The 21,212-nt window shown below is 57.9% G+C and carries 19 protein-coding genes and 1 tRNA gene; 9 read left to right on the top strand and 11 right to left on the bottom strand.

Annotated elements, in window-relative coordinates:
* Window positions 1-154: 154 nt before the first annotated feature.
* Entirely contained in the window at window positions 155-1,885 is a 1,731-nt protein-coding gene (locus AC2FLO_RS17430) for a mechanosensitive ion channel family protein (protein ID WP_496754527.1), read from the top strand.
* A 256-nt stretch (window positions 1,886-2,141) separates the two neighbouring features.
* Here the strand turns inward: AC2FLO_RS17430 and AC2FLO_RS17425 are convergent, their stop codons facing one another.
* The 5 genes from AC2FLO_RS17425 to AC2FLO_RS17405 all read right to left on the bottom strand — a co-directional run bounded on the left by AC2FLO_RS17425 (window position 2,142) and on the right by AC2FLO_RS17405 (window position 8,024).
* A complete protein-coding gene (locus tag AC2FLO_RS17425; RefSeq protein ID WP_496754525.1) occupies window positions 2,142-3,293 on the bottom strand; it encodes an alpha/beta hydrolase in 1,152 nt (383 codons plus the stop codon).
* Between the two features lie 251 nt (window positions 3,294-3,544).
* A complete protein-coding gene (locus AC2FLO_RS17420) occupies window positions 3,545-4,456 on the bottom strand; it encodes a DUF1214 domain-containing protein (protein ID WP_496754479.1) in 912 nt (303 codons plus the stop codon).
* Window positions 4,457-4,480: 24 nt separating this feature from the next.
* Window positions 4,481-6,058, bottom strand: a complete 1,578-nt coding sequence (locus AC2FLO_RS17415; RefSeq protein WP_496754477.1) for a DUF1254 domain-containing protein — start codon at window positions 6,056-6,058, stop codon at window positions 4,481-4,483.
* An 18-nt stretch (window positions 6,059-6,076) separates the two neighbouring features.
* Window positions 6,077-6,724 carry a TetR/AcrR family transcriptional regulator gene (locus tag AC2FLO_RS17410; protein ID WP_496811731.1) on the bottom strand — a complete coding sequence of 216 codons (648 nt, stop codon included), beginning with the start codon at window positions 6,722-6,724 and terminating at the stop codon, window positions 6,077-6,079.
* A 445-nt stretch (window positions 6,725-7,169) separates the two neighbouring features.
* A complete protein-coding gene (locus AC2FLO_RS17405) occupies window positions 7,170-8,024 on the bottom strand; it encodes a sterol desaturase family protein (RefSeq protein ID WP_496754474.1) in 855 nt (284 codons plus the stop codon).
* Between the two features lie 87 nt (window positions 8,025-8,111).
* Between AC2FLO_RS17405 and AC2FLO_RS17400 the strand changes: the two genes are divergently transcribed.
* Window positions 8,112-8,780, top strand: a complete 669-nt coding sequence (locus AC2FLO_RS17400; protein ID WP_496754473.1) for an ArsR/SmtB family transcription factor — start codon at window positions 8,112-8,114, stop codon at window positions 8,778-8,780.
* A 12-nt stretch (window positions 8,781-8,792) separates the two neighbouring features.
* Here the strand turns inward: AC2FLO_RS17400 and AC2FLO_RS17395 are convergent, their stop codons facing one another.
* From AC2FLO_RS17395 to AC2FLO_RS17385, 3 genes are read right to left on the bottom strand one after another with little or no spacing between them, the layout of a single operon-like run.
* Window positions 8,793-9,497, bottom strand: coding sequence for a deiodinase-like protein (locus AC2FLO_RS17395; RefSeq protein ID WP_496754472.1), 705 nt, complete (start codon window positions 9,495-9,497; stop codon window positions 8,793-8,795).
* A gap of 1 nt (window position 9,498) precedes the next feature.
* Window positions 9,499-10,203, bottom strand: a complete 705-nt coding sequence (locus tag AC2FLO_RS17390) for a class I SAM-dependent methyltransferase (protein ID WP_496754471.1) — start codon at window positions 10,201-10,203, stop codon at window positions 9,499-9,501.
* A 29-nt stretch (window positions 10,204-10,232) separates the two neighbouring features.
* Window positions 10,233-11,429, bottom strand: coding sequence for a sterol desaturase family protein (locus tag AC2FLO_RS17385; protein WP_496754469.1), 1,197 nt, complete (start codon window positions 11,427-11,429; stop codon window positions 10,233-10,235).
* Window positions 11,430-11,593: 164 nt separating this feature from the next.
* Between AC2FLO_RS17385 and AC2FLO_RS17380 the strand changes: the two genes are divergently transcribed.
* Window positions 11,594-12,610, top strand: coding sequence for a helix-turn-helix domain-containing protein (locus AC2FLO_RS17380; protein ID WP_496754468.1), 1,017 nt, complete (start codon window positions 11,594-11,596; stop codon window positions 12,608-12,610).
* 465 nt (window positions 12,611-13,075) lie between these two features.
* On the opposite strand, the gene AC2FLO_RS17375 is transcribed toward AC2FLO_RS17380, so the two are convergent.
* Window positions 13,076-13,963 carry a LysR family transcriptional regulator gene (locus tag AC2FLO_RS17375; protein ID WP_496811730.1) on the bottom strand — a complete coding sequence of 296 codons (888 nt, stop codon included), beginning with the start codon at window positions 13,961-13,963 and terminating at the stop codon, window positions 13,076-13,078.
* Between the two features lie 102 nt (window positions 13,964-14,065).
* Between AC2FLO_RS17375 and AC2FLO_RS17370 the strand changes: the two genes are divergently transcribed.
* The 3 genes from AC2FLO_RS17370 to AC2FLO_RS17360 all read left to right on the top strand — a co-directional run bounded on the left by AC2FLO_RS17370 (window position 14,066) and on the right by AC2FLO_RS17360 (window position 16,136).
* Window positions 14,066-14,476 carry a GFA family protein gene (locus tag AC2FLO_RS17370; protein WP_496806715.1) on the top strand — a complete coding sequence of 137 codons (411 nt, stop codon included), beginning with the start codon at window positions 14,066-14,068 and terminating at the stop codon, window positions 14,474-14,476.
* A gap of 1 nt (window position 14,477) precedes the next feature.
* Window positions 14,478-14,696, top strand: coding sequence for a DUF1059 domain-containing protein (locus AC2FLO_RS17365; protein ID WP_496754463.1), 219 nt, complete (start codon window positions 14,478-14,480; stop codon window positions 14,694-14,696).
* A 126-nt stretch (window positions 14,697-14,822) separates the two neighbouring features.
* Entirely contained in the window at window positions 14,823-16,136 is a 1,314-nt protein-coding gene (locus tag AC2FLO_RS17360) for an adenylate/guanylate cyclase domain-containing protein (protein WP_496754461.1), read from the top strand.
* A 548-nt stretch (window positions 16,137-16,684) separates the two neighbouring features.
* On the opposite strand, the gene AC2FLO_RS17355 is transcribed toward AC2FLO_RS17360, so the two are convergent.
* Window positions 16,685-16,760 (bottom strand) — tRNA-Thr (locus AC2FLO_RS17355).
* Between the two features lie 181 nt (window positions 16,761-16,941).
* Between AC2FLO_RS17355 and AC2FLO_RS17350 the strand changes: the two genes are divergently transcribed.
* The gene (locus tag AC2FLO_RS17350) at window positions 16,942-17,811 is read left to right on the top strand and encodes a hypothetical protein (RefSeq protein WP_480473567.1); all 870 of its coding nucleotides are present in this window, start codon (window positions 16,942-16,944) and stop codon (window positions 17,809-17,811) included.
* 22 nt (window positions 17,812-17,833) lie between these two features.
* Here AC2FLO_RS17350 and AC2FLO_RS17345 read toward each other — a convergent pair whose 3' ends face one another.
* A complete protein-coding gene (locus AC2FLO_RS17345) occupies window positions 17,834-18,730 on the bottom strand; it encodes a LysR substrate-binding domain-containing protein (protein WP_480488363.1) in 897 nt (298 codons plus the stop codon).
* Between the two features lie 101 nt (window positions 18,731-18,831).
* On the opposite strand from AC2FLO_RS17345, the gene AC2FLO_RS17340 reads away from it, so the two are divergent.
* The gene (locus AC2FLO_RS17340) at window positions 18,832-20,004 is read left to right on the top strand and encodes a pyridoxal phosphate-dependent aminotransferase (protein ID WP_480588805.1); all 1,173 of its coding nucleotides are present in this window, start codon (window positions 18,832-18,834) and stop codon (window positions 20,002-20,004) included.
* Window positions 20,001-21,203 (top strand): acyl-CoA dehydrogenase, encoded by a 1,203-nt coding sequence (locus AC2FLO_RS17335; RefSeq protein WP_209508024.1) that lies wholly within the window; start codon window positions 20,001-20,003, stop codon window positions 21,201-21,203. Before AC2FLO_RS17340 ends, AC2FLO_RS17335 begins: the two co-directional genes overlap by 4 nt.
* The last annotated feature ends 9 nt before the right edge of the window (window positions 21,204-21,212 follow it).

Here is a 21,212-nt window from a genome sequence, read left to right as displayed (position 1 = left end):
GCCGGGGAAGAGGCGTCACCGATTTACTTTTGTGCGCCTTGGGTTGATGGCGAACAAAGCCGTTTCAAACGCAATGCTTGTTCCTTTCAGACGTTGGAGCCTAAGATCACCTGAAAACTAAAAGAACAGACAGGAGCCGAACGCCGTGGCCAACATGCCGAGTACTCATCGCAATTGGTATGCCGCGATTCTTGCGCTGTTGCTGTCCACGGTCACTCTCTCTTCTGCGCTTGCGCAAGTCGGGCAGCATCCGTTGGTGCCTTGCGACACAAGCAGTCCTCAATCGACCCTGCGTTCATTCTTGCAGGCAGTGGACGAAGTCTATGCCATCGCCAACACCCCGGACGCCGAAGGATACCAGTCTGTCGTGCCGCTCGAGCGTGCCGCACACTGCCTCGATACATCAGGATTTCCCGCCGAGATACGCCGTAGACAGGCGGTGGAAGCGGCGCTGATGTTGGATGACGTGTTGAACCGCGTCGACAAGCCCGAGCTTTCCGAAGTGCCCGGCGGCGATGGCGAATTGCCAAAAAAATGGCGCTTCCCTAATACGCCCATCACGATCGGGCTCGTCGAGGAGGGCCCGCGGGCCGGCGAGTATCTGTTCTCGGCGGAAACCACCGTGAATGCCCGCCGGTATTACACTCTGATGCTTGAGCATCCGTACCGGGACGGATCGACCCCAGGTCTCTATACGGCCTATCTGACAACCCCCGGGCGCGGCATCGAACTGGGGTGGAGTGCCAATTTTCCGGAATGGAGCAAGAATATCGCATTGGGACAGACGTATTGGCAATGGATTGCTCTGGCTCTGGTCTTGCTGTTTCTGGCGCTTGTATTTGTTCCAATTGTTGTGCTGGCCCGCCGCGCGAGTTCCGAGGCCGGCCCGGAGACAACCTCACGTGGTCGCGGTCGGTTGCTGGCCTCTCTTGTGCTTGGTCTTGCCGGAATCTTGACTGCGGAATGGTTCATCGACGAATTTGTTAATCTCACCGGCGATCCGCTGGTGGTTGTTTTCTATCTCTTAGCGGCGATGCGATATGTTCTTCTGGGTTGGATTGTTTTGATTAGCGGCAGTCTTTTAGTCGATACTGTCATTCATGTGAAAGGTATGCGACCGGGATCAGCCAGCGCGCTACTAATGAGGGTCGGAAGCTGGATCGTGATCAGCTTTGTGCTGGTGGGACTGGGGATAGCAGCGGCACAGAGCTTTGGTTTCCCGGCCTATTCGATAGTGACCGGTTTGGGTGTCGGTGGCATTGCCATCGGGTTCGGGGCACAATCGCTGGTTCGGGACATCCTGTCCGGTGTTTTCTTTCTGCTGGACGACGCCTTTCGGGAAGGAGATTACATCGTGGTCGGTGAGGCACAGGGGACGGTCGAGAAGATTTCGATCCGTTCGATGCAGTTGCGTCACCATCGCGGCGCGGTGCACACGATTCCCTATGGCGAAATTCTGCAGCTTACGAATTACAGCCGTGATTGGGTTATCTTAAAGCTTAAATTCACCGTACCTTTCGATACCGATCCAAACCAGATCAAAAAGATTTTCAAAAAGATCGGTGCCGAAATGATGGAGGACCCCTTGTACAAGGATGACTTTCTGGAACCGTTCAAAAGCCAGGGCGTTTTCGATTTTGACGACGTAGGCATCGTGGTGCGCGGCAAGTTCATGGCCAAGCCGGGCACGCAATTCACGATTCGCAAAGAGATTTACAATCGCGTGAAGGCGGAGTTTGATGCCGCCGGGATCGATTTCGCGCGCCGCGAAGTGCGCATCGCGCTGCCTGGTGAAGCGCGTGGCGAGGAACTTTCAGGGGAAGCGAGAGTTACGGCGGCCGCCGCAGCGGCTAGTGCCCTGCAAGCTTCAGAAAGCCTGAAATAGTTCATAAACCACAGGTCGTACTCAAGTCATGAGGCAGATGGCCGTTTCAGGACGACCGGTTTGCTGCGCCAGAAAAGGACGCGAATTCAATCCGGCTGCATTGGGCTGACCCCGGAAGCGGACGTTGGGCACGAGGCGTGCGAATGAAGTACCAAGAGGGGATTCAAGCCATTGGCGGCAGACAGCACGATGACCAGCTATATCCGAAGTCGAGCCTTGATTACGTGAGCAATCAAAAACGGAGCCAAAAAAGCCCTCAATTGAAGGCGATTGCGATCGGGATGGACCCCAGCACATCCTGGAGTTCCGTGGCGCGCTGGTTTCGATCAAACCGAGCATTGTTGTTCAAGCCTTCTCCGATGAGCTTAACTATCTCCGGAGAACCCGCAAATTTCGAATGGCTACCCGATTTTGAGTTGCTGATCTGAGACAAGTCAACCGCAATGACCCCGAGTTCTGACAGTTCCTGAATGTCCGAGGCCCCAACCCGAGGCACTCCGCCTGAGATTCGGCGGGAAACGCTCAGGGCGCTGTCGTCTTCAGACAAGAGCACGTAGAACCGGTCGAACTTGGTGTCTATTTGGTCGAGTTGGCTTCGAAAAAGGTCCATATCGATGTCCGGAGACGCCAAAACAATGGTTTGAAGTCGACCAGTATTGTTCAGCCTGCCAAGTTGAGCCTGATCGCGCATCGCTTCCATCGTCAGGAATGCGCCCATTGAGTGCGCAAACACATCATAACCTTCCGCGTTTGTGCGGGCCATGATTGCACTAATTTCCCCAATCTTCGGCCGGGCAACCAACGCACTGTTAAGGTCGTAGACATATCGAGTAAGGCTGGCGGCCGAAGCCCACGAGAACAATACGGGCACACCCTGAAACCCACTATCCTCAACGAATTGAGCCATTCTCAGGAGAGAGTCGCTGGTGGTGTTATTGTAGCCGTGCACAAAAAACAGGATGTCCCGTTTGCCCCGGGGAAGTTTCGCAAGCTCTTGGTTCACCGAGGAAATAAAGGCTCTGTCGTTTGCGTAAACCGTTGGATCTACGATCGCAAATTCCGTACGCGGGTCCGGGGGCAGTCGCTTTGGCCGCTCCAACTCGCCAACTACGTGATTTGGCGGAATTGAAACCTGAACCGACGCCAATCCCAACTCAGGGGCGCGGCTACCGGAAAAGAACGCCCCCACCTCTTCAGTCGCTTCCCGTGTAGTTGCCAGAAAGATCTTACGTTTGACCGCGCCCTGAACCGTCAGTGCCGGCACGTCCGGATTGTCCACACCAATCAGTGGGGGTGGAGCTGCACAGCCGGCCAGTGACACTGCAGTGACTGCAAAAAACAAGGCTAAGGAGCGGCCTCCAGCCAGGACCAAAGCATCAAAGCCCCACCGGTAAAAAAGTTTTTGCATCGGATTCACCTTTCAGAAACATTTCTATTCGACCAAGCTACGTTAATCGAACATTGCTCTCGCCAAACAAAAGCAACAGCTACCCGGATGCCTCCTGCATCTAGAGACCAATGTAGCTCCGTTATTGCTCGCGGAAGTTACTGGGCGATCTCGGGCTCCGGAAATGACCACGATCCATCAAGAATTTGCTCCTTGGGTTGATACAGCCTGACGATGAAGTTCCAGCCGGGAACGATCGGCAGGAAGTTGGGTTAATCGGGATCGCCTCCGAAGTGGATGGTCGCACTTCCGTCGTCTGCTCTCTCCGCCGTAACGCTGTTGAACGAGTAGGCGTTGAACTCATTGACGGGCATCCAGCCTTGTTCGTCGTAGAGGGTCACAGACCAAAAGGCATCCACAGGCACATCCTTGACCGTGAGCTTGTAGGCGGTCTCGCCATCATTCTGCTCGGGAACGAAATTCAGGTATGTTGCCGCTTCTGCCGGTAACCCGCCCCAGCCGAGCGCGGCCCCTAGCATCCAATATACGGGGTCCAGATCCTCCTTTCGGCCGAACATCTTCGACGAGTCCGCGACCGTGGACCCAACCACGTTGATCGCATTGCGCGTCTGTTCCAACGCGTCCTGATCCCAATTGGGCAAATCAAGGACGCCAATATCCGCCTGCTCGACCTTCACCGCATCCTGAAGCCGGTGCGCGGCTGCCACATCTGCCGCATCGTTTGGATCCATGAAGGTCCGCACAGTCAGCATCACATATCTGGTGCCGACATTTTCTTCGGTCAGAGTGATCACGTTGGGGCTGTAGGCCGCGTCGAGCGAATGGTCCTGGTTCACAACCATCAGGGACTGATAGCGACCCCCGGTCTCCGGCAGTGTGATGGTAAGCGGCGACGTCAGATCGAAAACACCGAACGAGTACAGCGTATCCCGATTGCCCCGAACAGTCACCTGATTGTCAACATTGTAGGGCTCACGACTATGAAACAACTGCCCGAAGGTGTATGGCTCTTCTGCATAGCCTCTCATCTGAAAATCCGACTCTGCGCGGACGTAGTTGTCAGATGTGACCGTCTGAGGGGCTTCTGCAAAAGCCGGCGTCAAAGTCACGGCTGACGCCCCCACAAGAAGCAAGGTTCGCAGAAGGCAATACAGGTCTTTCATGGAGTTCTCCTTTCGAGTTCTTCTTCAGTCCACCAGCTGTATCTCGCCCGGCCGCCAGGTGCGGTCGAACCAAGGCTCCAGCGGGCCGTAGAGGCGCAGTGCGGTGAACCACCCCTTGCCGGGCACGGTCTGGATCCAGTTCGCATCCTTGCCCTCGGGCGCCTCTGGGCCGAAGTAGAGATCGATCGAGCCGTCCGGGTTCACGTCCATGTCATGCCGCTGGTTGTTTCGTCCCGGAAACGGTTGGCTGGTCTGCAATTGCGACCGCGTCTGCGGGTCATAGGCGACCACCGACCAGAAGTCTTTCGCGGGTACATCTGCTGGAATGTTCAGCTTGTAGGTCTTGGCGCCGTCCATGTAGGCGCCGGTCTCGTCCACATTGATCATGGCATACTGAGACCCGGCCCCGACCATGGGGACGACCATGGCGGGCGTGATGACCGTCGCGAAGTAATGGAACAGAATACGCGCATCGAGGTAGCGGCCCCCGGCGCCGTCGTTCTTCAGGAATTCGTGACTGCCGCCGACAAAGCCGGTGTACCACCCGGAGCCCTCGTAATAGTAGGTTCCCTCCTCGCGCGAGCGGATCCAGATTGCGCGCGCGGTCGCGTTTCCGACAGCAACGGCGTCTTGGAGCAGCTTGCGCATGCGTTCGTCCGGGTCGAACTCCTGGCCCTTCTCGATCCCGATCGAGGCGAACAGCCCGCGCAATTCAGGATCAAGGAACCCGATCGGTTCTCTCTGGATGACCTCGTCCAGTTCGTGAAAGAACTCGAAGTTGTTGGCGTGAATCGTGTTGAAGGGCTTCTCGGACCCGTTAAAGAACTGCATGTCCGGCGGATCGCCAGCCTCGGAAAGCGGGTAGATCTTCAGCCCGTTACGGAACATTGCAGACGCCGCATCGGGTTTTCCATCCACGAGGAACCCGCGCAGGATCAGCCAGTTCACGTAGCTTGGCGAGCGCGTGACAAACATCTTCTCGGTTGTCCCGTTCACCTCGACGTCCTGTTCCAACCCGCCGATCGGGGCTTGAAGGGGGCCGTCATACTCTGGGGGCAGGATCAGGTACTTGCCACCGTTGCCCTGGTCGGGGCCAGGCGCGCCCATATCGATCACGAAACGGAAAAAGGCGTCGTTCACCGTGCCCGGACCCGACCCTTCAGGGATCTCGACCACAGTGGGTCCGTCCGCGTTCAGGTCGAGAAAGGCGGCCGCATAAACGGTGTCCGTGTTCCCCGTCAGGAAGATCGGGTCGGAATCCATCAGATCGTCAAAAATGACCACGTGATGGCTTTCGGTGGCGCCAAGTTCGACGTTGCCGCGCCGCAGGCCCTCGATCGACGATGCAGGCATGCCGTTGAGGAATGTCTGCACCCCCCGCATGAAATCGAGGTTGTCGTAGACAAGCGCCACGGTTTCATCCGCGGGGCTTCCGTCGAAGAATTGCAGGGTTCCGATACGTGTCTCCACGGTGTCCGGCGTGAGAATGGTTTCGGGGATCTCGTTGTTGTAGCCCGGCGTCACATCCGCGCTCGCCGGTTGCGCGAAGGCCATCACTGCCGCCAGAAGCGCACCGCCGTTCATTGTCTTCAGGTGTCGCATGTCTCGTCCTTTCAATGTCTATTTGCGGATCAGGTTGGAAGAGCCGTTGGTGGCCCAATGGGTGCCGTAGAGCGTTGAGATCCAGACGCGGGACAGCGCCGTGCTGACAGGCTCCGGTCGCTGCCGTGGACGGGTTCCGAATGCTGAAATCGCGGTTCTGGCGTTCATCCGGTTGAGCGCAAAGATGACCGGCTCGGGCTCGAACGCACCAACGAGACCTTGTTCCTGGTCAGCCCGGACCCGCGCCGCTCCCGCAACATCGAATTCACCAAGAAACGACTCCCAGCCCTTCTCGAAACGCGCGTCGCTAGCGGCAGCGTCCGAGATGGCCTTCAGGAACGGCCCACGCTGAAAGCAGACGCGCATCAGGGCTGCAATTGTTTCCGATATCAGCCTGACAGGGTCCCCAACGCCCGTGAGCCAGGGCCTCACCGCGTCGAAGATCTCATGCTTGAGAAGGTCCAGCACGGCCTCCATCGGCTCGTGGAGGTCATTGAAATGCGCATAGAATGTCGACCGCGATGATGAGGTCAAATCCATCAGCGAGGAGATCGTCATGTCAGCAAACGGTCGCGACCAGGTGAAATCCAATACGGCGTTCACGATCTCCGCGCGCGTGCGTTCGGATTTTCCGATCTTCTCGATCGCTTGCGGCTGGGCTCGCAACGGGGACGTCGAAATTATTTTGACATGGTGTCAATCATAGATGGCGCCACGTCAGAATTCAAGGTCCGCTTTCAGGCTGCGCGACAATCGCTACAGTCGCAAACCGCAGATACCAGACACTCAAGTTTGGATGTCGACGGGCAGGTTTGTCCTGCAATCTGTGAGTTCGAGCATCCCTGGATTTTGCGCACGCAGCGAATGACCGGAATGCGGGCTGCGACAGCAGCATCTCGACCCAGTGGTGAATGGCAGGTAAGGGCCGACCTTCTTGCCGCGACTGCAAGCGTGTGAAGCCGCAGCAATGGCGGCAAAGGGCTCTGACCGCCAGTCGGTGCGAGCCGCAGAGAACGACCATTCGCGTCGCGAGCAGCGAAATTTGTCGGGTAACCTCAGCGATTCTCGCAAATTTGGGCGCAAGGAATGCCTTGCCCCAAGTCGCCCAAGTTTATCTCGCCCGGTCCTTCACAGACATCTGTGGTTCCAGCGCACCGCCTCTGGCAGGGCCGCGCAACGGTTGGATCAGCATCCTGTCTATCCAGAGATCACGACGCGTGCGGAATTGCTCGATGCCTATATCCATCCCCTCGTGCCCCCTGATCGGCTGGGCGATGTAGGTGCCGAGCAGCCTGTCCCACCACGGCAGGTTGAACCCGAAGTTCGAGTTGGTCTCGCGTGGGTCAACCGAATGGTGGACGCGGTGCATGTCGGGGGTCACGACGAAGAGGCGCAGCACCCGGTCCACCGGGCGCGGCAGGTCGATGTTGGCGTGGTTGAAGAGCGCCGTGGCGTTAAGCATCACTTCGAACAGAAGCACCGCCACCGCAGGCGGGCCGAGCGCCGCGACAACTGCCAGCTTGATCCCCATCGAAATCAGGATTTCCAACGGGTGAAACCGCAGCCCCGTTGTCGCGTCGAAGTCGAGATCGGCGTGGTGCATCCGGTGCAGCCGCCAAAGCCCCGGCACCGCGTGGAACATGACGTGCTGGAGGTAGATCGCGAGATCGAGCAGCAGCATCGATACGACGACGGCAGCCCAGACCGGTATGTCGATGTTGTTGAACAAACCCCAGTCGCGCTCTTCGGCCATCACAGCAAGCGCGACCGCGAGGATCGGGAAGCTAAGCCGCAGGATCACGGTATCGAGCACCACGAGTGCCAGGTTGTTCGTCCAGCGGATAACGCGTGGGATCTCCCGACGTCTCCGTGGCGCCGCCACCTCCCACAGTGCCATGGCAACTAGGACGCCGAGAAAAGCGGCAAGGCGGATGGTCGGTTCGACAGCAAGGATGGTCTCGGACATGGGTCTTAGACTTCGGGCTTGTGGGGCGCGACGGAATCTCTATCATTCAAGTTATCGCTTGAATGATTTACCGTCTGGAGGCGTCCCGTGTCAATCTGCCCGAAGACTGCACTTCTGGAGGAATACGCGCGCGTCGCCCGCGCTCTGTCGGCTCCGGCCCGACTCTCGCTGCTCGAACAACTCGCGCAGGGCGAGCGTGGGGTGGAGGGGCTGGCGGAGAAGACGGGATTGACCCTCGCCAACTGTTCGCAGCATTTGCAGCAGCTGCGCCGCGCGGGCCTCGTCACCAGCCGCCGCGAAGGCAAGGCGATGATCTATCGGCTGACCGACGCGAAGACGCTGGAGCTGATGGACCTACTGCGCATCGTGGCGGAGCGGAACCTCGCGCAGGTCGAGCGCATCTTGCGGGGTCTCTCGGGCGGCGAGGACGCACCGGAGCCCCTCAGCCGCGCGGACCTTGCCGCCCGGCTCGCGGAAGGTTCCGTCACCGTGCTCGACGTGAGACCGAAGGACGAATACACCATGGCGCACGTTCCCGGCGCGCTGAACATCACGCTGGCGCAGCTGGACCGGATCCTCCCCAAGCTCGCAATGGAGGACGAAATCGTCGCCTATTGCCGCGGACCCTATTGCGTCTACGCGCATCAGGCTGTCGCAGCCCTGCGGAGCCGAGGGTTCAATGCGCGACGGCTGGAAGGCGGTTTGCCGGAATGGCGCGAGGACGGGCGCGAGGTGGCGACAAGCCTTTCGGCATAGCCCGATCCTCCGCTAACAGGTGATGTCGCCTGTCACCTCAACGGGACGGCCAAGCAGCACACGCAGATTGCGCTTGATCAGATTGTTCCAGACGAGTTTGGGAAAGCTCCTAAGGAAATCCTGGGCCGAGCCCTTGCCCGCGCGACCAAGCGTGAAAAGCGCGACCGTGGGCCTTGCAGGGCGGAAGAGGCTTTTTGCGCGGATCGGCTGGCTTGCTCCCAACGCCTGCAAGGCCTTCGCGGTGGCTGCCGGGTCGTTCCAGTCGGATTTGAACACGATAAAGCCGTTGCGGTTTATGATGAAAACCGAGTTGGGCAGCCCGCCATAGGCCCGGTGAGCCGTGCCATCCAGATCGTCGATCAGAACGCGGCGCGTTTCACCATCTTCGTCGACGAGGCGGCGGGCACTCGCGATCTTGTCCTCAATCGTCCGATGCGCGGCGATGTTCGCACCGGGATGCGCCTCGCGCACATAAAGAACAACGCTTGCCACATCACGAAGACCAGACATTGCTCTGCGGCGGCTTTGGAACAGAGGACACGTGATGGTTCCGATCTCAAGGACCAAAAAGTCGCCCTCAAAATCCAGCAACTTGCTAGGCTCGCCTGTAGTATCAAACACGCGCGCATCCGAGGCCTTAGTGCCAATCTCCGGACCGCCGGGGGCGTGGAAATCAACCTCGTCAGACGAAAACGTTTCATAATTGTAACCGGTCATCTCAAGACTCCTTCGTAATCTCGATGTCGCGACAGGGCGCACTATCATCGCAAGACGGTTGACGAACCCAATCCACGGGCGCGGGTTTCTCGGCGATGGTCCAATGCGTCAAACGCCCGGCTAGATTTGCGGTCAACGTTTCGGGCTGGTCAAAGCCGACCAGCCGCAGCGTGTCTTCTGTCTCTTGCACACTCGGAAAGCGGTAGATCGTGTCGGGGAACCCGTCCACGGCTCGCTGATCCGCCGTCGACCGGTAGCATAGCACGAACCGGCCGCGTGGGCGAAGCACGCGGAACGTTTCGGCGAGATGCGCGGCCGGCTCCGGCCAGAAGTAGATTGTGTGCACCGAAAGCGCCTTGTCGAACCGGTTCGTGTCAAAGGGCAGCGACGCAGTGTCGGCACGTTGCAGTGTGAGCCGCATGTCCCAGACAGCCTCGAGGTTGCGGGCACGGGCGCGCCTCAGCATGACATCGGAGAAGTCGACACCTGCGCTTTCCCTCAAACGCACCTTTCGATCCACCGTGAATAGCGTCTCGCCATGGCCACAGCCGATGTCGATCAGGCGGTCACAATCCGCGAGGTCAAGCAAATCAAGGGCACGGTTGTTCTCGGGTCGCGTTTCGCGGGCCATGACGCGGGCGACGATGGCGCCGAGCAGTCCTGTCGGGCGGCGCCCCTGGCGGGCAATGAATTCAGGTTTGGTCATTTTGAGTCTCCATGTTTCGAGTATGGGGATCAATCAACGCTGTTGAGGACGCGGCGGAGTGCGCGCACCGAGTGCCAGCGTTGCGTGGTGCAGAAAGGACCGGCGCAGCCTTTCAGGATGATCGTTTCAGGCCCATGCCGCGCAATCGCACCTCGATAAGTGCGCCCGTCTTCGGGATTAAGAAGTCGACCCGACCAGCCTTCTCCAGAACGTCGCAGGTCAGTGACGATGTTATCGCCCGGTTGCGCGTGCGGGGTATCGGCAGGATCCCAGGCCCAGACCAACCGACCACAGGTTCCCGCGTTGTCAGTCTCGCAGGGCGCGAACTGCAAGATGATCCCAAGACCTGGAGAGGCATATGCACCGATCAAAGCGTCGGCACGAGCCTCACTGGCGCCGAGACCAATGAGAATGGCGGCGGCGAGAAATATGGCTCGCACCTCAGGTCCCGAAACCGGCCGCACGACCCGTCGGAATTCTTCGTGGTAGTCCGGGTGTTCTGTCCCCATCCAGCGATCCCACCAGGTGAAGTAGAGACCGAGGTTATAACCCGCGTGGGCGTGGTGGAGGTCGTGATGAGTGACGGTGGTCATCCAGTCGAACAGCGGTCGGCCATGACGGTTTGACGGGAACAGCTCGTACCCCGAATGCCCCAGGGAGTTCCGCAGCATCATGTGCGTGACGAATATGAGAATCGCGACCGGATGGGCGGGCAGGACGAGCAGGATCAATGGCAGGAAGATGGCATTCGCAATCGCCTCGCCCAGATCGAAACTGTAGGAGGTGAAGGGCGTCGGATTGTGCGAGCGGTGATGCAGCCGGTGAAAACGCAGGAATAGCGACGGATAATGCAGCAGCCGGTGCGACCAATAGAACCAGGCATCGTGCGCGACAATAAGAACGGCAGTACTGAAGGCCAAATAAGCCCAGCCATAAGCACCGATCTCAGTATAGATCGGGACGATCCCCGCTTCGGCCCCCAACACGATCAGCGTCCCGTTCAGCGCGAAGACAAGAACCGTGCGCAGGCTGGCCAGGACCTCACGCCGGATCTGACCGCCGGGCGGATCGCCGGCCCTGATCTTCCAGGCGCTGAGTCGGGCGGCGAGAAGGAGGTTGACGATCAGGTACACGCCGCCTGCGCCAATCGCGTAACGCAGGAAATCTGTGATAAGGACGCCGGAAAAGACCCCGGCGAGGTGAGTGAAAAGGCATTGATCCGGCATTCTGTGCTCCTGATTGCGTTGCTTCAGTCCACATTGCGGAACCGGAGTAAGAACGCGCGCCGTTTTCGGAATGCACCGCGAAGTTTCCGGAATCGGCGCGGATTCTCGAGATCCGGCGATCCGACCTGGTTGACCGATCAGCCAATCTGCGGTTCGCTTTGGTCATGGATGACCTGCTGATGAGACTTGACCTGCTCTTCAGAGGCGGTGCGGTGACCGCGCTCGCGCTCTGCGCGCTTATCTTCCTGGCTGACCGTACCCAGTGGCCAAGAAGCCTGTCGGTGCCAGCGCTTTGCGTCGGGCTGGGCGCCTACCTGCTGGTCTCAACGCCGAACCTCGATCTCTATGGGACCTCGCTGAAAGCGGTTCTCGTCATGATGGCCGGCGTGGTTCCTATCCTGGCTATCTGGGCCGGGGCGGAACTGTTCCTTGATCGGCCGGATTACCGGCTCTGGCACGGCGCAGTGGCCGCCCTTGTCGCGTTTGGCGCCTGGCTTGCGCCGGTTCTTCCCTTCGCGGCAACCGTCAGAGGCATCCTTGTCGTCCTGCTCTATGCGGGGTTGCTGTACATCGCACTGTCCACAGCTGCCGGCGACCTGGTCGAAAGCCGCCGGCGTTTTCGACGATGGTTCGTGGCGCTGATGGCACTGACCGGTCTCGGAATTTCGCTGGTCGAACTTCTGCGACTCGATGCCGACCTGCCACCCGTGGCGTACCCGCTGCATGCATCAGCATTTCTGTGTTTGACGATCCTGTTTCTCATCTGGGCGGCCCGGATCTCGGATGATCTGTGGTCAGGTCAGAGTTCAAACAAGCCGAGACCGACAGCCATACTTTCAGCCGCCGATGCAGCGGTCCTGCAAAGGGTGGAGGCGGCCATGGCGGAGAACATCTGGCGGCAAGAGGGGCTTTCGATTGCACAACTTGCGGCACATGTGGATGCGCCGGAACATCGTGTCCGGCGAGCGATCAACAAGGGGCTCGGGTACCGAAACTTCGCGCAGTTTGTCAACGAACGAAGGATCGATGCAGCCAAAGCGATCCTGTCCGATCCTGTACGAGCCGACACGCCGATCCTGTCAATTGCCTACGACGTGGGTTTTGCGTCCATCGGTCCCTTCAACCGCGCGTTTCGCGATAAGTTTGGCAAATCACCCAGCGACTACCGATCGACGCGCTAGCGTTCCAAGGTCTTTTGCATTCCGCCTAGCGAACGACTGTCAGGCCACAAAGCAAATAGAGATGGAAAGTCACATTTGGCAGAATCTCGCATGCCTGATTTCGCTGCTGTGACTGTGCCGATGATTTTCTATTAACTCTAGCTGCTGTGAACGGCCGCTTCGGTGTCTGCGTCGCCGCGCAAGAAATCTGCGTACTGCGACCGCGAACCGATGCTGCGTAAGCCATAACTGCAGGTGCACAAGGCGGGTTTGTCCGCTTCCTTCCAATACGTACATCTCGAGATTTCGCTATGGCAGCGAATGACCGCTTAAGGGGCTGCGACCGCAGCATCGAGACAATGCGCTGGATCTCGGCTTTAGGCCGTGTGCGACGATGAAAAGGATCTCTGACAGGTGTTTGCTGCGCAGCATCCGAAGGCAGCACCGAGCCCGAAGCCCCCGTTCGCTCGTAAGGCATAGGCGGCCTCAGGCCGATGCTGTAATGACTTCGGCTTTCGAGCGGAGCCACTTGATGAATGCCAACACTTCGGGGCGTTGTCGTCCTGGCGAGGCTTCGATGCGGTAGACGCCAAAAAGCGGTTCGGAAGCGAGCACAGTGACCCGGCCAGACGCGATGTCTTCCGTAAAAAAGGCGCGGGCAGTATAGGTGATGCCATCGCCGCGTCGGACCGCTGGCATGATCAGGTTGCCCGGCATGTGGTTAATCGCCAAAGGTCGCTTTGGGACGATGCCATGAAAAGTGAACCACTCCGCCGCCTCGTTAGTCCCTAATTCCTGCAGCCAAGGCAAATCGGCAAGCGACTTGTAGTCTGACAGATCACGTGCCCCGATAAGCGATGGCGCACCGATAACAACCATGTCTGTCTTGAGGACAGCCTCGACATCCGGCTCGGCTCGCCTTTGATCGCAATACCTTATGGCGACGTCCATTCCACCCGGCCTGAGCTCAACGATCTGTGACGTCGGATTGAGCATCAGGGTAATTTCCGGATTCGCCCGCTGGAATTCGCCGACCCTCGGCATGAGCCACTCAACAGCGAAGGCTGGTGGCATAGTCACTTGTACCGGCCGGAGAGCAGCTTCTTCATTTATGCGCTCCAAGCCGCGGCTGATGATATCGAAGCCTGCTCCTAGATCTCGCGCCAATCGGGTGCCGGAACGCGTCAGTTCAATGCTGCGGCCGACCCGATCGACCAAGACAATGCCAATTCGGCTTTCCAGCGCTTTGACCTGCTGGCTCACAGCGGCCTGTGTAACGTTCAGGTGGTCTGCGGCAACTGCATAGCTGCCTGCATCCGCAACGGCTGCAAAGGCGCGCAGACTGTTCAATGGCGGGAGCTTCGACCAATCCATATGATAGATTTTCTAAAGTGATCGTATTTTTAATGAGTCGCATGAAATCAAAATTTTAGCAATATTTCTCTTATCATGGCGTTGGAACTGGAGGCTCAGAAGATGGAAAAGCTAAAAGGTGGATGCTATTGCCGCGCCGTGCGATACGAGATTACCGGTCGACCGGAATGGTCAGCGCATTGTCATTGCCGGTCCTGCCAGTTGGCGCTTGGCGGCGCCTTCGTGACTTGGGCAAAAGTGGCCGCGAAGAATTTCGAAGTGACCAGCGGTGCCATCAAGACCATCGAAAAGACACCCGGTATCCGCCGAGGCTTTTGCGGCGATTGCGGAACAACACTGACCTATGCCGCAGAAGGTGAGGTGGACGGTCAAGATTGGAGTTCTGATGCTTGGTTTGCCGCCGCCACCCTTGACGACCCCTCGGTGGCCGAACCGAAGTCACACGTCTTTGTCTCGCACCAGCAGCCCTGGATCAAGCTCGCCGATGGGCTGCCGACGTTCCAGGAGTTTTGATGTGACCAACCAAGAAAGGGACACTATGAGCGAAGCCTACACATACGCCTGCCGTGATTGCGAGGGCATGGAAAACTGCCCCGGCGAGGTCACCGCTGGTTCGAAGGATGAAGTCTGGAAGCTGATGGAGCTTCACGCCGTCATTGCGCATAAGGAAGACCCCAGTTCGTGGGACAAAGAAACGCGTGCGTATTTGAGCACGTTGATAAGGGCCAAATGACAACGGACCCTGGTTGGACAGATTCTTTTGTCGGATGGCTGGTGTTGCCAAGCCATACCCATTCCCTTGTTATTGCCTTAACAATACGCTTGTAGTCTCATATAAAAACTCGCTGGGGGTTAATGGATGACTGGGCAAGCTGATTTCGAGGGCCCGGTGGGATCGACCGGAGCGTTGAACCATTTAGACCCAGCACCACGCAAATACGCTCAGGGCGTCAAGCTCTTCGAGCGTCGGATCTTCGACATTGACTTACAGACCGCCATAAATCCTGACGACGTCGAGAACTGGCTACTTGGTGCAGCTAGCAAAAGCGTAAGCGCTAATGCGCTGGTCGAGGGATTTGCATGCCGCCTTTCACAGGCTGGGCTCGGTGTCGAAAGGTTCCTTGTCAATGTTGGCACATTGCATCCTCAAATTTCTGGCTATTCTTGGGTTTGGAGTTCGCTAGACGCGATTTGCGACGAGATCCAGATTGCGACGGAAACACTGACCTCAGACGCGTTCCGAAATAACCCGATTTCCCGCGTTGTTGAGCACGGAGAGGTCTTCCGTATCTTGCTCTCACCCGAAGCGACAGGGGAACGAAGTCCGCTTATGGAGGAACTTGCTGAGGCCGGATACTCGGAATATATTGCGATGCCCCTCTCCGCACGCAGCGAGAGATACAATGCGGTGACCATGGCGACGCGCCAATCGGGCGGCTTCACGCCGGTGCAATACGATAACTTGCTGAGGCTTCTCAGCGTGTTCGCACTACATGTCGAACGTCACATCGCCAGTCGGATCACGGAGAACATCGCGATCGCCTATCTTGGCAGAAGTGCCGGGGAACGCGTCGTGAGCGGATCGATCAAGCGAGGATCGGGCCTCCCTATCCAGGCGATTGTCTGGAGTTCGGATATGCGCGACTTCTCCACCCTGTCGGAACGGATGAGCAATCAGGCGGTGGTCGAGTTGCTCAACAGATATTTCTTGGTACTTGCAGAAGCCGTGATGCGCCACGGCGGCGATGTATTAAAATTCATCGGAGATGGGATGTTGGCAGTGTTTCCGCTCGCCGATTTCGACTCCCCCCAAAAGGCTGCAAGAGCCGCCTCCACAGCGGCTCGGGAGGCTGTCGAAGATCTCGATGCACTGAGTAGAGCGATGGCACAGACGGCTGATTGGGAAAGATTGCAGAGTGGTATTGGCTTGCACCTTGGCGAGGTATTTTTTGGAAATGTAGGCGCGGCGCAGCGTCTGGACTTTACTGTAGTCGGCGACGCCGTAAACACCGCGAGCCGCATTGAAGGACTCTGCAAAGTGTTAAAGCGAGACGTTCTTATGTCGGCGAGCGTTGCCTCGCTGATCGACGAAGGTATCGAAAACCTGGGCGCTCAGAGCCTGAAGGGATTGCGCAAAACCGAACAGGTCTTTTCGCTCTCTCTCGATGTCTGAATATCGAGCCTCAGGAACCAGGAAACCTACTGGCATTATCGCGTTAACCCATCGAATGCCAGAATGGCGCAAAAGCATCTCGAATGCGGAGCAGGATTAGCTAACTTGGGTTCAAAGTGCCATTTCGCTGCGGGTCCCCAATGACCCTTTGTGACCCTTTCGAAAAGCAGCCTCTTCGATAGCGATCCGCCTCGAACCGGACGTTCGGCCTTCAATGACGAGCGACGGCTTAGTCCCGCAACGCGGTCAGTCGTCCAATTTCGATAAACGTCCGTTGTTCATGAGAGCTGCCGTCGGAGGCTAGCATCGTCAAAAGGTATAAAACCTGGGTCGGTTTGCCCGTTTAAGTTGGGACATTTTCACAGCCCTAACTCTAAAATATACCAACATTTACTATCATCAATCTTATTAGAAGAATGCGTATCAAGGGAATCGATGGCGAGAAAATCTGGGCTCATATCCATCAACAGAAACACAGGGGATAAATCAGGGGATACACAAGATCCCGCTCTGAAAATCATTATATTACAGCATCTTATCATTTAAAGTGGTGCCCCCACACGGACTCGAACCGCGGACCTACTGATTACAAATCAGTTGCTCTACCAGCTGAGCTATAGGGGCACTGGCAGTCGATTACTTCGTCCGACAGAGGACTGCAACCCTCATTTTTAACTCAAACTTGGGGATTGCCCGATTTCCTGAGAAAGTGCAGAAACCGCACGGTTGGTTCGTTGCAGATTTTCACGCGACGCAAAGACATGGAATGGGATGGACCCAGCCCCTGTGGGAAAAAGGACAAAAGATGCAGGTAGTAATCCATGCCGGGGCCGCTTTCGCCGATGAAGGGCAAGTGCTGTCCTCGCTCTCGGCAAACAAGCAGGCCTTGGCGGATTGCCGTGCTGCGATCTTGGGACCGCGCGGCGGACGTCAGTTTGTCAAGGTTCTGTCTGATGCCCTTGCTCAGGATTTGTCTGATGCAGAAACACAGGACGGGCTGCACGCCCTTCTTCCGGATGATCCAAATGTTGATCGTGTCATCCTCTCGAACGACAAGTTCTTTGGCCCAACACGCTCTGCCCTGCAACATGGACAGATTTACCCTTTTGCCGGGCAGCGGACAGCCTATGTGCAGACCTTGCTGGACGATGCTCAGGTCGAAATATTTGTCGGTCTGGTGAACCCCGGTTTTTTCATACCCAAGGTCCTTATGTCGATCCATGAAGATCACCGGCAGGAGATTCTGACCAGCACCGATCTGAGTTGCCTGAGCTGGTTGAGTATGATCGAAGATCTGCGCGATCTTGCACCTCAGGTGCAGCTCACTTTGTGGAAGAACGAACATTTGCCACTGATTCTGGGGGATATCACGCGCGCAATGGCGGGCCTGCCCGGTGACGCTCCTCTGGTGGATGAATATGCGTTGCTGTCGTCGCTTCTGACTGAAACCGGTCAACAGCATGTTCTGGACATCGTGCGGGGCGGCGTCGGCCTCGACAAGGACGCTCAACGCGAAGACCTTGCGCGGGTTTTGGAGGACTATGCCCGGCCCGATGAGGTCGAAGAAGAACTTGATCTGCCCGGCTGGAACGCAGACATCGTTGACGCATTTACAGAGCTTTACGAGCAGGATCTGGCAATCATCCAAACCATGCAGGGCATCCGGATGCTGTAACCCTTCTGTCGCGCCCGCACCCTTACAAATGCCTTTTCGTTTGCCGGATGATCCAGTCCGCAAATGCTTGTACGGCTTCGTTCCTCTGCCCGGTCGGCGTTGCAATGAAATATGCGCTGCCCGAGGCATTCACCAATTGCCCGGTCTGGACCAGCGCGCCCGACGCCAACTCGGCCTCGATCAGGTAGGACGGCAAAATCGCAGCCCCAAGTCCGGCAACTGCGCCTTCGATCAGCATCGAGAACTGATCAAAGCGCATCCCTGGAAAAACCGCCCTGGCGTCAAGCCCAAGGCTTGCATGATACTCGGACCATAGCCCGGGCCGTGAGGTCAGATGCAACAGCGGCAGATCGAACACATGCTGTTCCTCGAAAGGCCGTTGGTCGCCCAACAACACGGGCGCGGCTGCCACGACAAGTTTTTCCGGGAACAGCTTGCGTAGCCGCGCACCGGGCCAGTCTTCGTGCCCAAAGTGAATGGCAAGGTCCACGCGCCGCTCTTCCAGGCTGAACGGTGTCGTGTAGGAATGCAAATCCAGTTCGATCCCCGGATGCAGGTGCTTGAAATCCGGCAGTCTTGGCACCAGCCACCGTGTAGCAAAGGTGGGCAGGACCGCCAAGGTCAGCAACGACGCACCGTCACCGGCCGCGATCGCACGATTGATCGTACCGTTCAGCCGCTCTAGGTCGCCTGCAAGTTCTTCAAACAAAGCGCGACCCGCTTTCGACAAGCGAACGGCGCGCCCGACCCGGCGAAACAGCGTCACCCCCAGCGCAGCCTCAAGTTCACGCACCTGGCGGCTAACCGCGCCCTGCGTCACACCAAGCTCCTCTGCTGCCATGGTATAGCTTTCGTGGCGCGCGGCAGCCTCGAAGCTGCGCATGAGGGCAAAAGACGGGAGGGAGCTGATTCTGGGCATGTCACTTATGAGTTTTAGTCACAGAAACGATACAAAACAGCGTATTTTTATCAAGTTACTTTGCAGATAGAACCTCAGTCACCTCCAGAGGAAGATTGACAGTGTTTCACCGCGCAAACCGACTAAACGGTATCGAATTGTCCGAAATCGTGCAGATTTCCGAGGCCGCCGCACGCTTGCGTTCGGAAGGGCGCGATGTTCTGGCATTGTCGACCGGTGAGCCTGACCTGCCCACCCCGCCCCATGTGGTCGAAGCTGCCCACGCGGCAGCGCTGGACGGCAAGACGAAATACCCGCCGACGGCCGGGGTGCCCGACCTGCGTGCCGAAGTTGCCCGGCAGGCCAAAGCCGAAGTGACTCAGGTCATTGTGTCCACCGGTGCCAAGCAGGTGATTGCCAATGCCATGCTGGCCAGCCTGAACCCCGGCGACGAGGTCATCATGCCCGCGCCCTACTGGACCAGCTATTCTGACATAGTGCGGATGGCGGGTGGAACGCCCGTCATTCTGCCTTGCCCGATGGATCAGGGATTCAAGCTTCTGCCGGAACAGTTAGAGGCCGCAATCACACCGCGCACGCGCTGGCTGATGCTCAACACGCCGTCGAACCCGTCGGGGGCAATCTACACGCAGGATGAGATCGCCGCCCTCTCATCTGTTCTGTCCCGTCATCCACAGGTCTGGGTTCTTGCGGATGAGATTTATCGCCATCTCAGCTTTACTCCGTTTGTTTCAGTGGCCGAGGCGGCCCCTGACCTTGCCGACCGTCTGTTGATCGTCGACGGTGTCGCCAAAGCATGGTCCATGACCGGATGGCGCATCGGCTGGGGGATCGGGCCGGTCGAGTTGATCAAGGCAATGGTGGCCGTTCAGGGGCAGGTTACATCGGGCGCCTGTTCGATTGCACAATGGGCCTCGCTTGCGGCGCTGACCGGCAGCCCGGACCTGTTGGAAGAACGCCGGGTCATATTTACCGAACGCCGTGATCTGGTGGTTGCAGGGTTGAACACGGTTCCGGGGTTGCGCTGCGCGGCTCCCGACGGGGCGTTCTACGCCTTTCCTTCCTGCGCCGGACTGCTTGAGGATCAGAGTGGACCGTTCAAAAATGACGCTGACTTCTGCACCTGGTTGTTGGAAGATGCCGGTGTCGCTCTGGTTCCCGGTCGCGCCTTCGGGTTGCCCGGACATTTTCGCCTGAGCTTTGCTTATGCCCAAGATACTATTGCAGCGGGGCTTGCACGTCTCAAAGCCGCTGTAGAAAGGAAACTCTCATGAAACCACAATCCCGCCCCCAGCTTGGCCCTTTCACTTGGGATGACCCTTTTCTGCTGGAAGACCAGTTGGCCGAAGACGAACGCATGGTGCGCGATGCGGCCAACGCCTACGCGCAGGACAAACTGCTGCCACGTGTAACTCAGGCTTTCGCCAATGAAGAAACAGACCCCGAAATCTTTCGCGAGATGGGTCAAATGGGCCTTCTGGGCACGACTATTCCCGAAGAATTCGGCGGCATCGGTGCCAGCTATGTCACTTACGGTCTGGTCGCACGCGAAGTGGAACGGGTCGACAGCGGTTACCGCTCGATGATGTCGGTGCAGTCCAGCCTCGTCATGTATCCGATCTATGCCTACGGAACGGATGAACAGCGCCGGAAATACCTTCCGAAACTGGCCAGCGGGGAGTCTATTGGCTGCTTTGGCTTGACCGAGCCCGATGCAGGCTCGGACCCCGGCGGCATGAAAACCGTCGCGAAAAAGACTGATGGAGGCTATGTCCTCAACGGGTCAAAGATGTGGATTTCGAACGCGCCCATTGCTGACGTGTTTGTTGTCTGGGCCAAATCAGACGCGCATGACGGCAAGATCAAGGGTTTTGTTCTTGAAAAAGGCACACCCGGTCTTTCAGCTCCGAAGATCGAAGGCAAACTGTCGCTGCGCGCCTCGATCACGGGTGAGATCGTGATGAACAATGTCGAGGTCGGGGAAGATGCTCTGTTGCCGGGTGTCGAAGGTCTGAAAGGGCCGTTTGGCTGCCTGAACCGCGCACGATACGGTATCGCCTGGGGATCGATGGGCGCAGCCGAGGCCTGCTGGCACGCCGCGCGGCAATACGGTCTGGACCGAAAACAGTTCGGTCGCCCTTTGGCGCAAACGCAGCTGTTCCAGCTGAAGCTTGCGAACATGCAGACCGAAATCGCCTTGGGCCTTCAGGCCGCTCTGCGCGTGGGTCGTCTGATGGACGAAGCCCGCGCAGCACCCGAGATGATCAGTCTGATCAAGCGCAACAATTGCGGCAAGGCACTTGAGGTCGCACGCCACGCACGTGACATGCACGGCGGTAATGGCATCAGCCAGGATTTCCACGTGATCCGCCACATGGTGAATCTGGAAACCGTGAACACCTATGAAGGCACGCATGATGTTCATGCCTTGATCTTGGGTCGCGCACAAACGGGCCTGCAAGCCTTCGCCTGAGGACGACAA

The organism is Ruegeria sp. TASC047, from assembly GCF_059612445.1.
The sequence above is the reverse complement of the archived record's forward strand: the minus strand, read 5'-3'. Positions and strand labels throughout refer to the sequence as shown.

Coding starts and splice junctions, on each gene's coding strand:
- AC2FLO_RS17430 (WP_496754527.1), top strand. CDS start 155: ATGCCGAGTACTCATCGCAATTGGTATGCCGCGATTCTTGCGCTGTTG.
- AC2FLO_RS17425 (WP_496754525.1), bottom strand. CDS start 3,293: ATGCAAAAACTTTTTTACCGGTGGGGCTTTGATGCTTTGGTCCTGGCT.
- AC2FLO_RS17420 (WP_496754479.1), bottom strand. CDS start 4,456: ATGAAAGACCTGTATTGCCTTCTGCGAACCTTGCTTCTTGTGGGGGCG.
- AC2FLO_RS17415 (WP_496754477.1), bottom strand. CDS start 6,058: ATGCGACACCTGAAGACAATGAACGGCGGTGCGCTTCTGGCGGCAGTG.
- AC2FLO_RS17405 (WP_496754474.1), bottom strand. CDS start 8,024: ATGTCCGAGACCATCCTTGCTGTCGAACCGACCATCCGCCTTGCCGCT.
- AC2FLO_RS17395 (WP_496754472.1), bottom strand. CDS start 9,497: ATGACCGGTTACAATTATGAAACGTTTTCGTCTGACGAGGTTGATTTC.
- AC2FLO_RS17390 (WP_496754471.1), bottom strand. CDS start 10,203: ATGACCAAACCTGAATTCATTGCCCGCCAGGGGCGCCGCCCGACAGGA.
- AC2FLO_RS17385 (WP_496754469.1), bottom strand. CDS start 11,429: ATGCCGGATCAATGCCTTTTCACTCACCTCGCCGGGGTCTTTTCCGGC.
- AC2FLO_RS17380 (WP_496754468.1), top strand. CDS start 11,594: ATGGATGACCTGCTGATGAGACTTGACCTGCTCTTCAGAGGCGGTGCG.
- AC2FLO_RS17375 (WP_496811730.1), bottom strand. CDS start 13,963: ATGGATTGGTCGAAGCTCCCGCCATTGAACAGTCTGCGCGCCTTTGCA.
- AC2FLO_RS17370 (WP_496806715.1), top strand. CDS start 14,066: ATGGAAAAGCTAAAAGGTGGATGCTATTGCCGCGCCGTGCGATACGAG.
- AC2FLO_RS17360 (WP_496754461.1), top strand. CDS start 14,823: ATGACTGGGCAAGCTGATTTCGAGGGCCCGGTGGGATCGACCGGAGCG.
- AC2FLO_RS17350 (WP_480473567.1), top strand. CDS start 16,942: ATGCAGGTAGTAATCCATGCCGGGGCCGCTTTCGCCGATGAAGGGCAA.
- AC2FLO_RS17345 (WP_480488363.1), bottom strand. CDS start 18,730: ATGCCCAGAATCAGCTCCCTCCCGTCTTTTGCCCTCATGCGCAGCTTC.
- AC2FLO_RS17335 (WP_209508024.1), top strand. CDS start 20,001: ATGAAACCACAATCCCGCCCCCAGCTTGGCCCTTTCACTTGGGATGAC.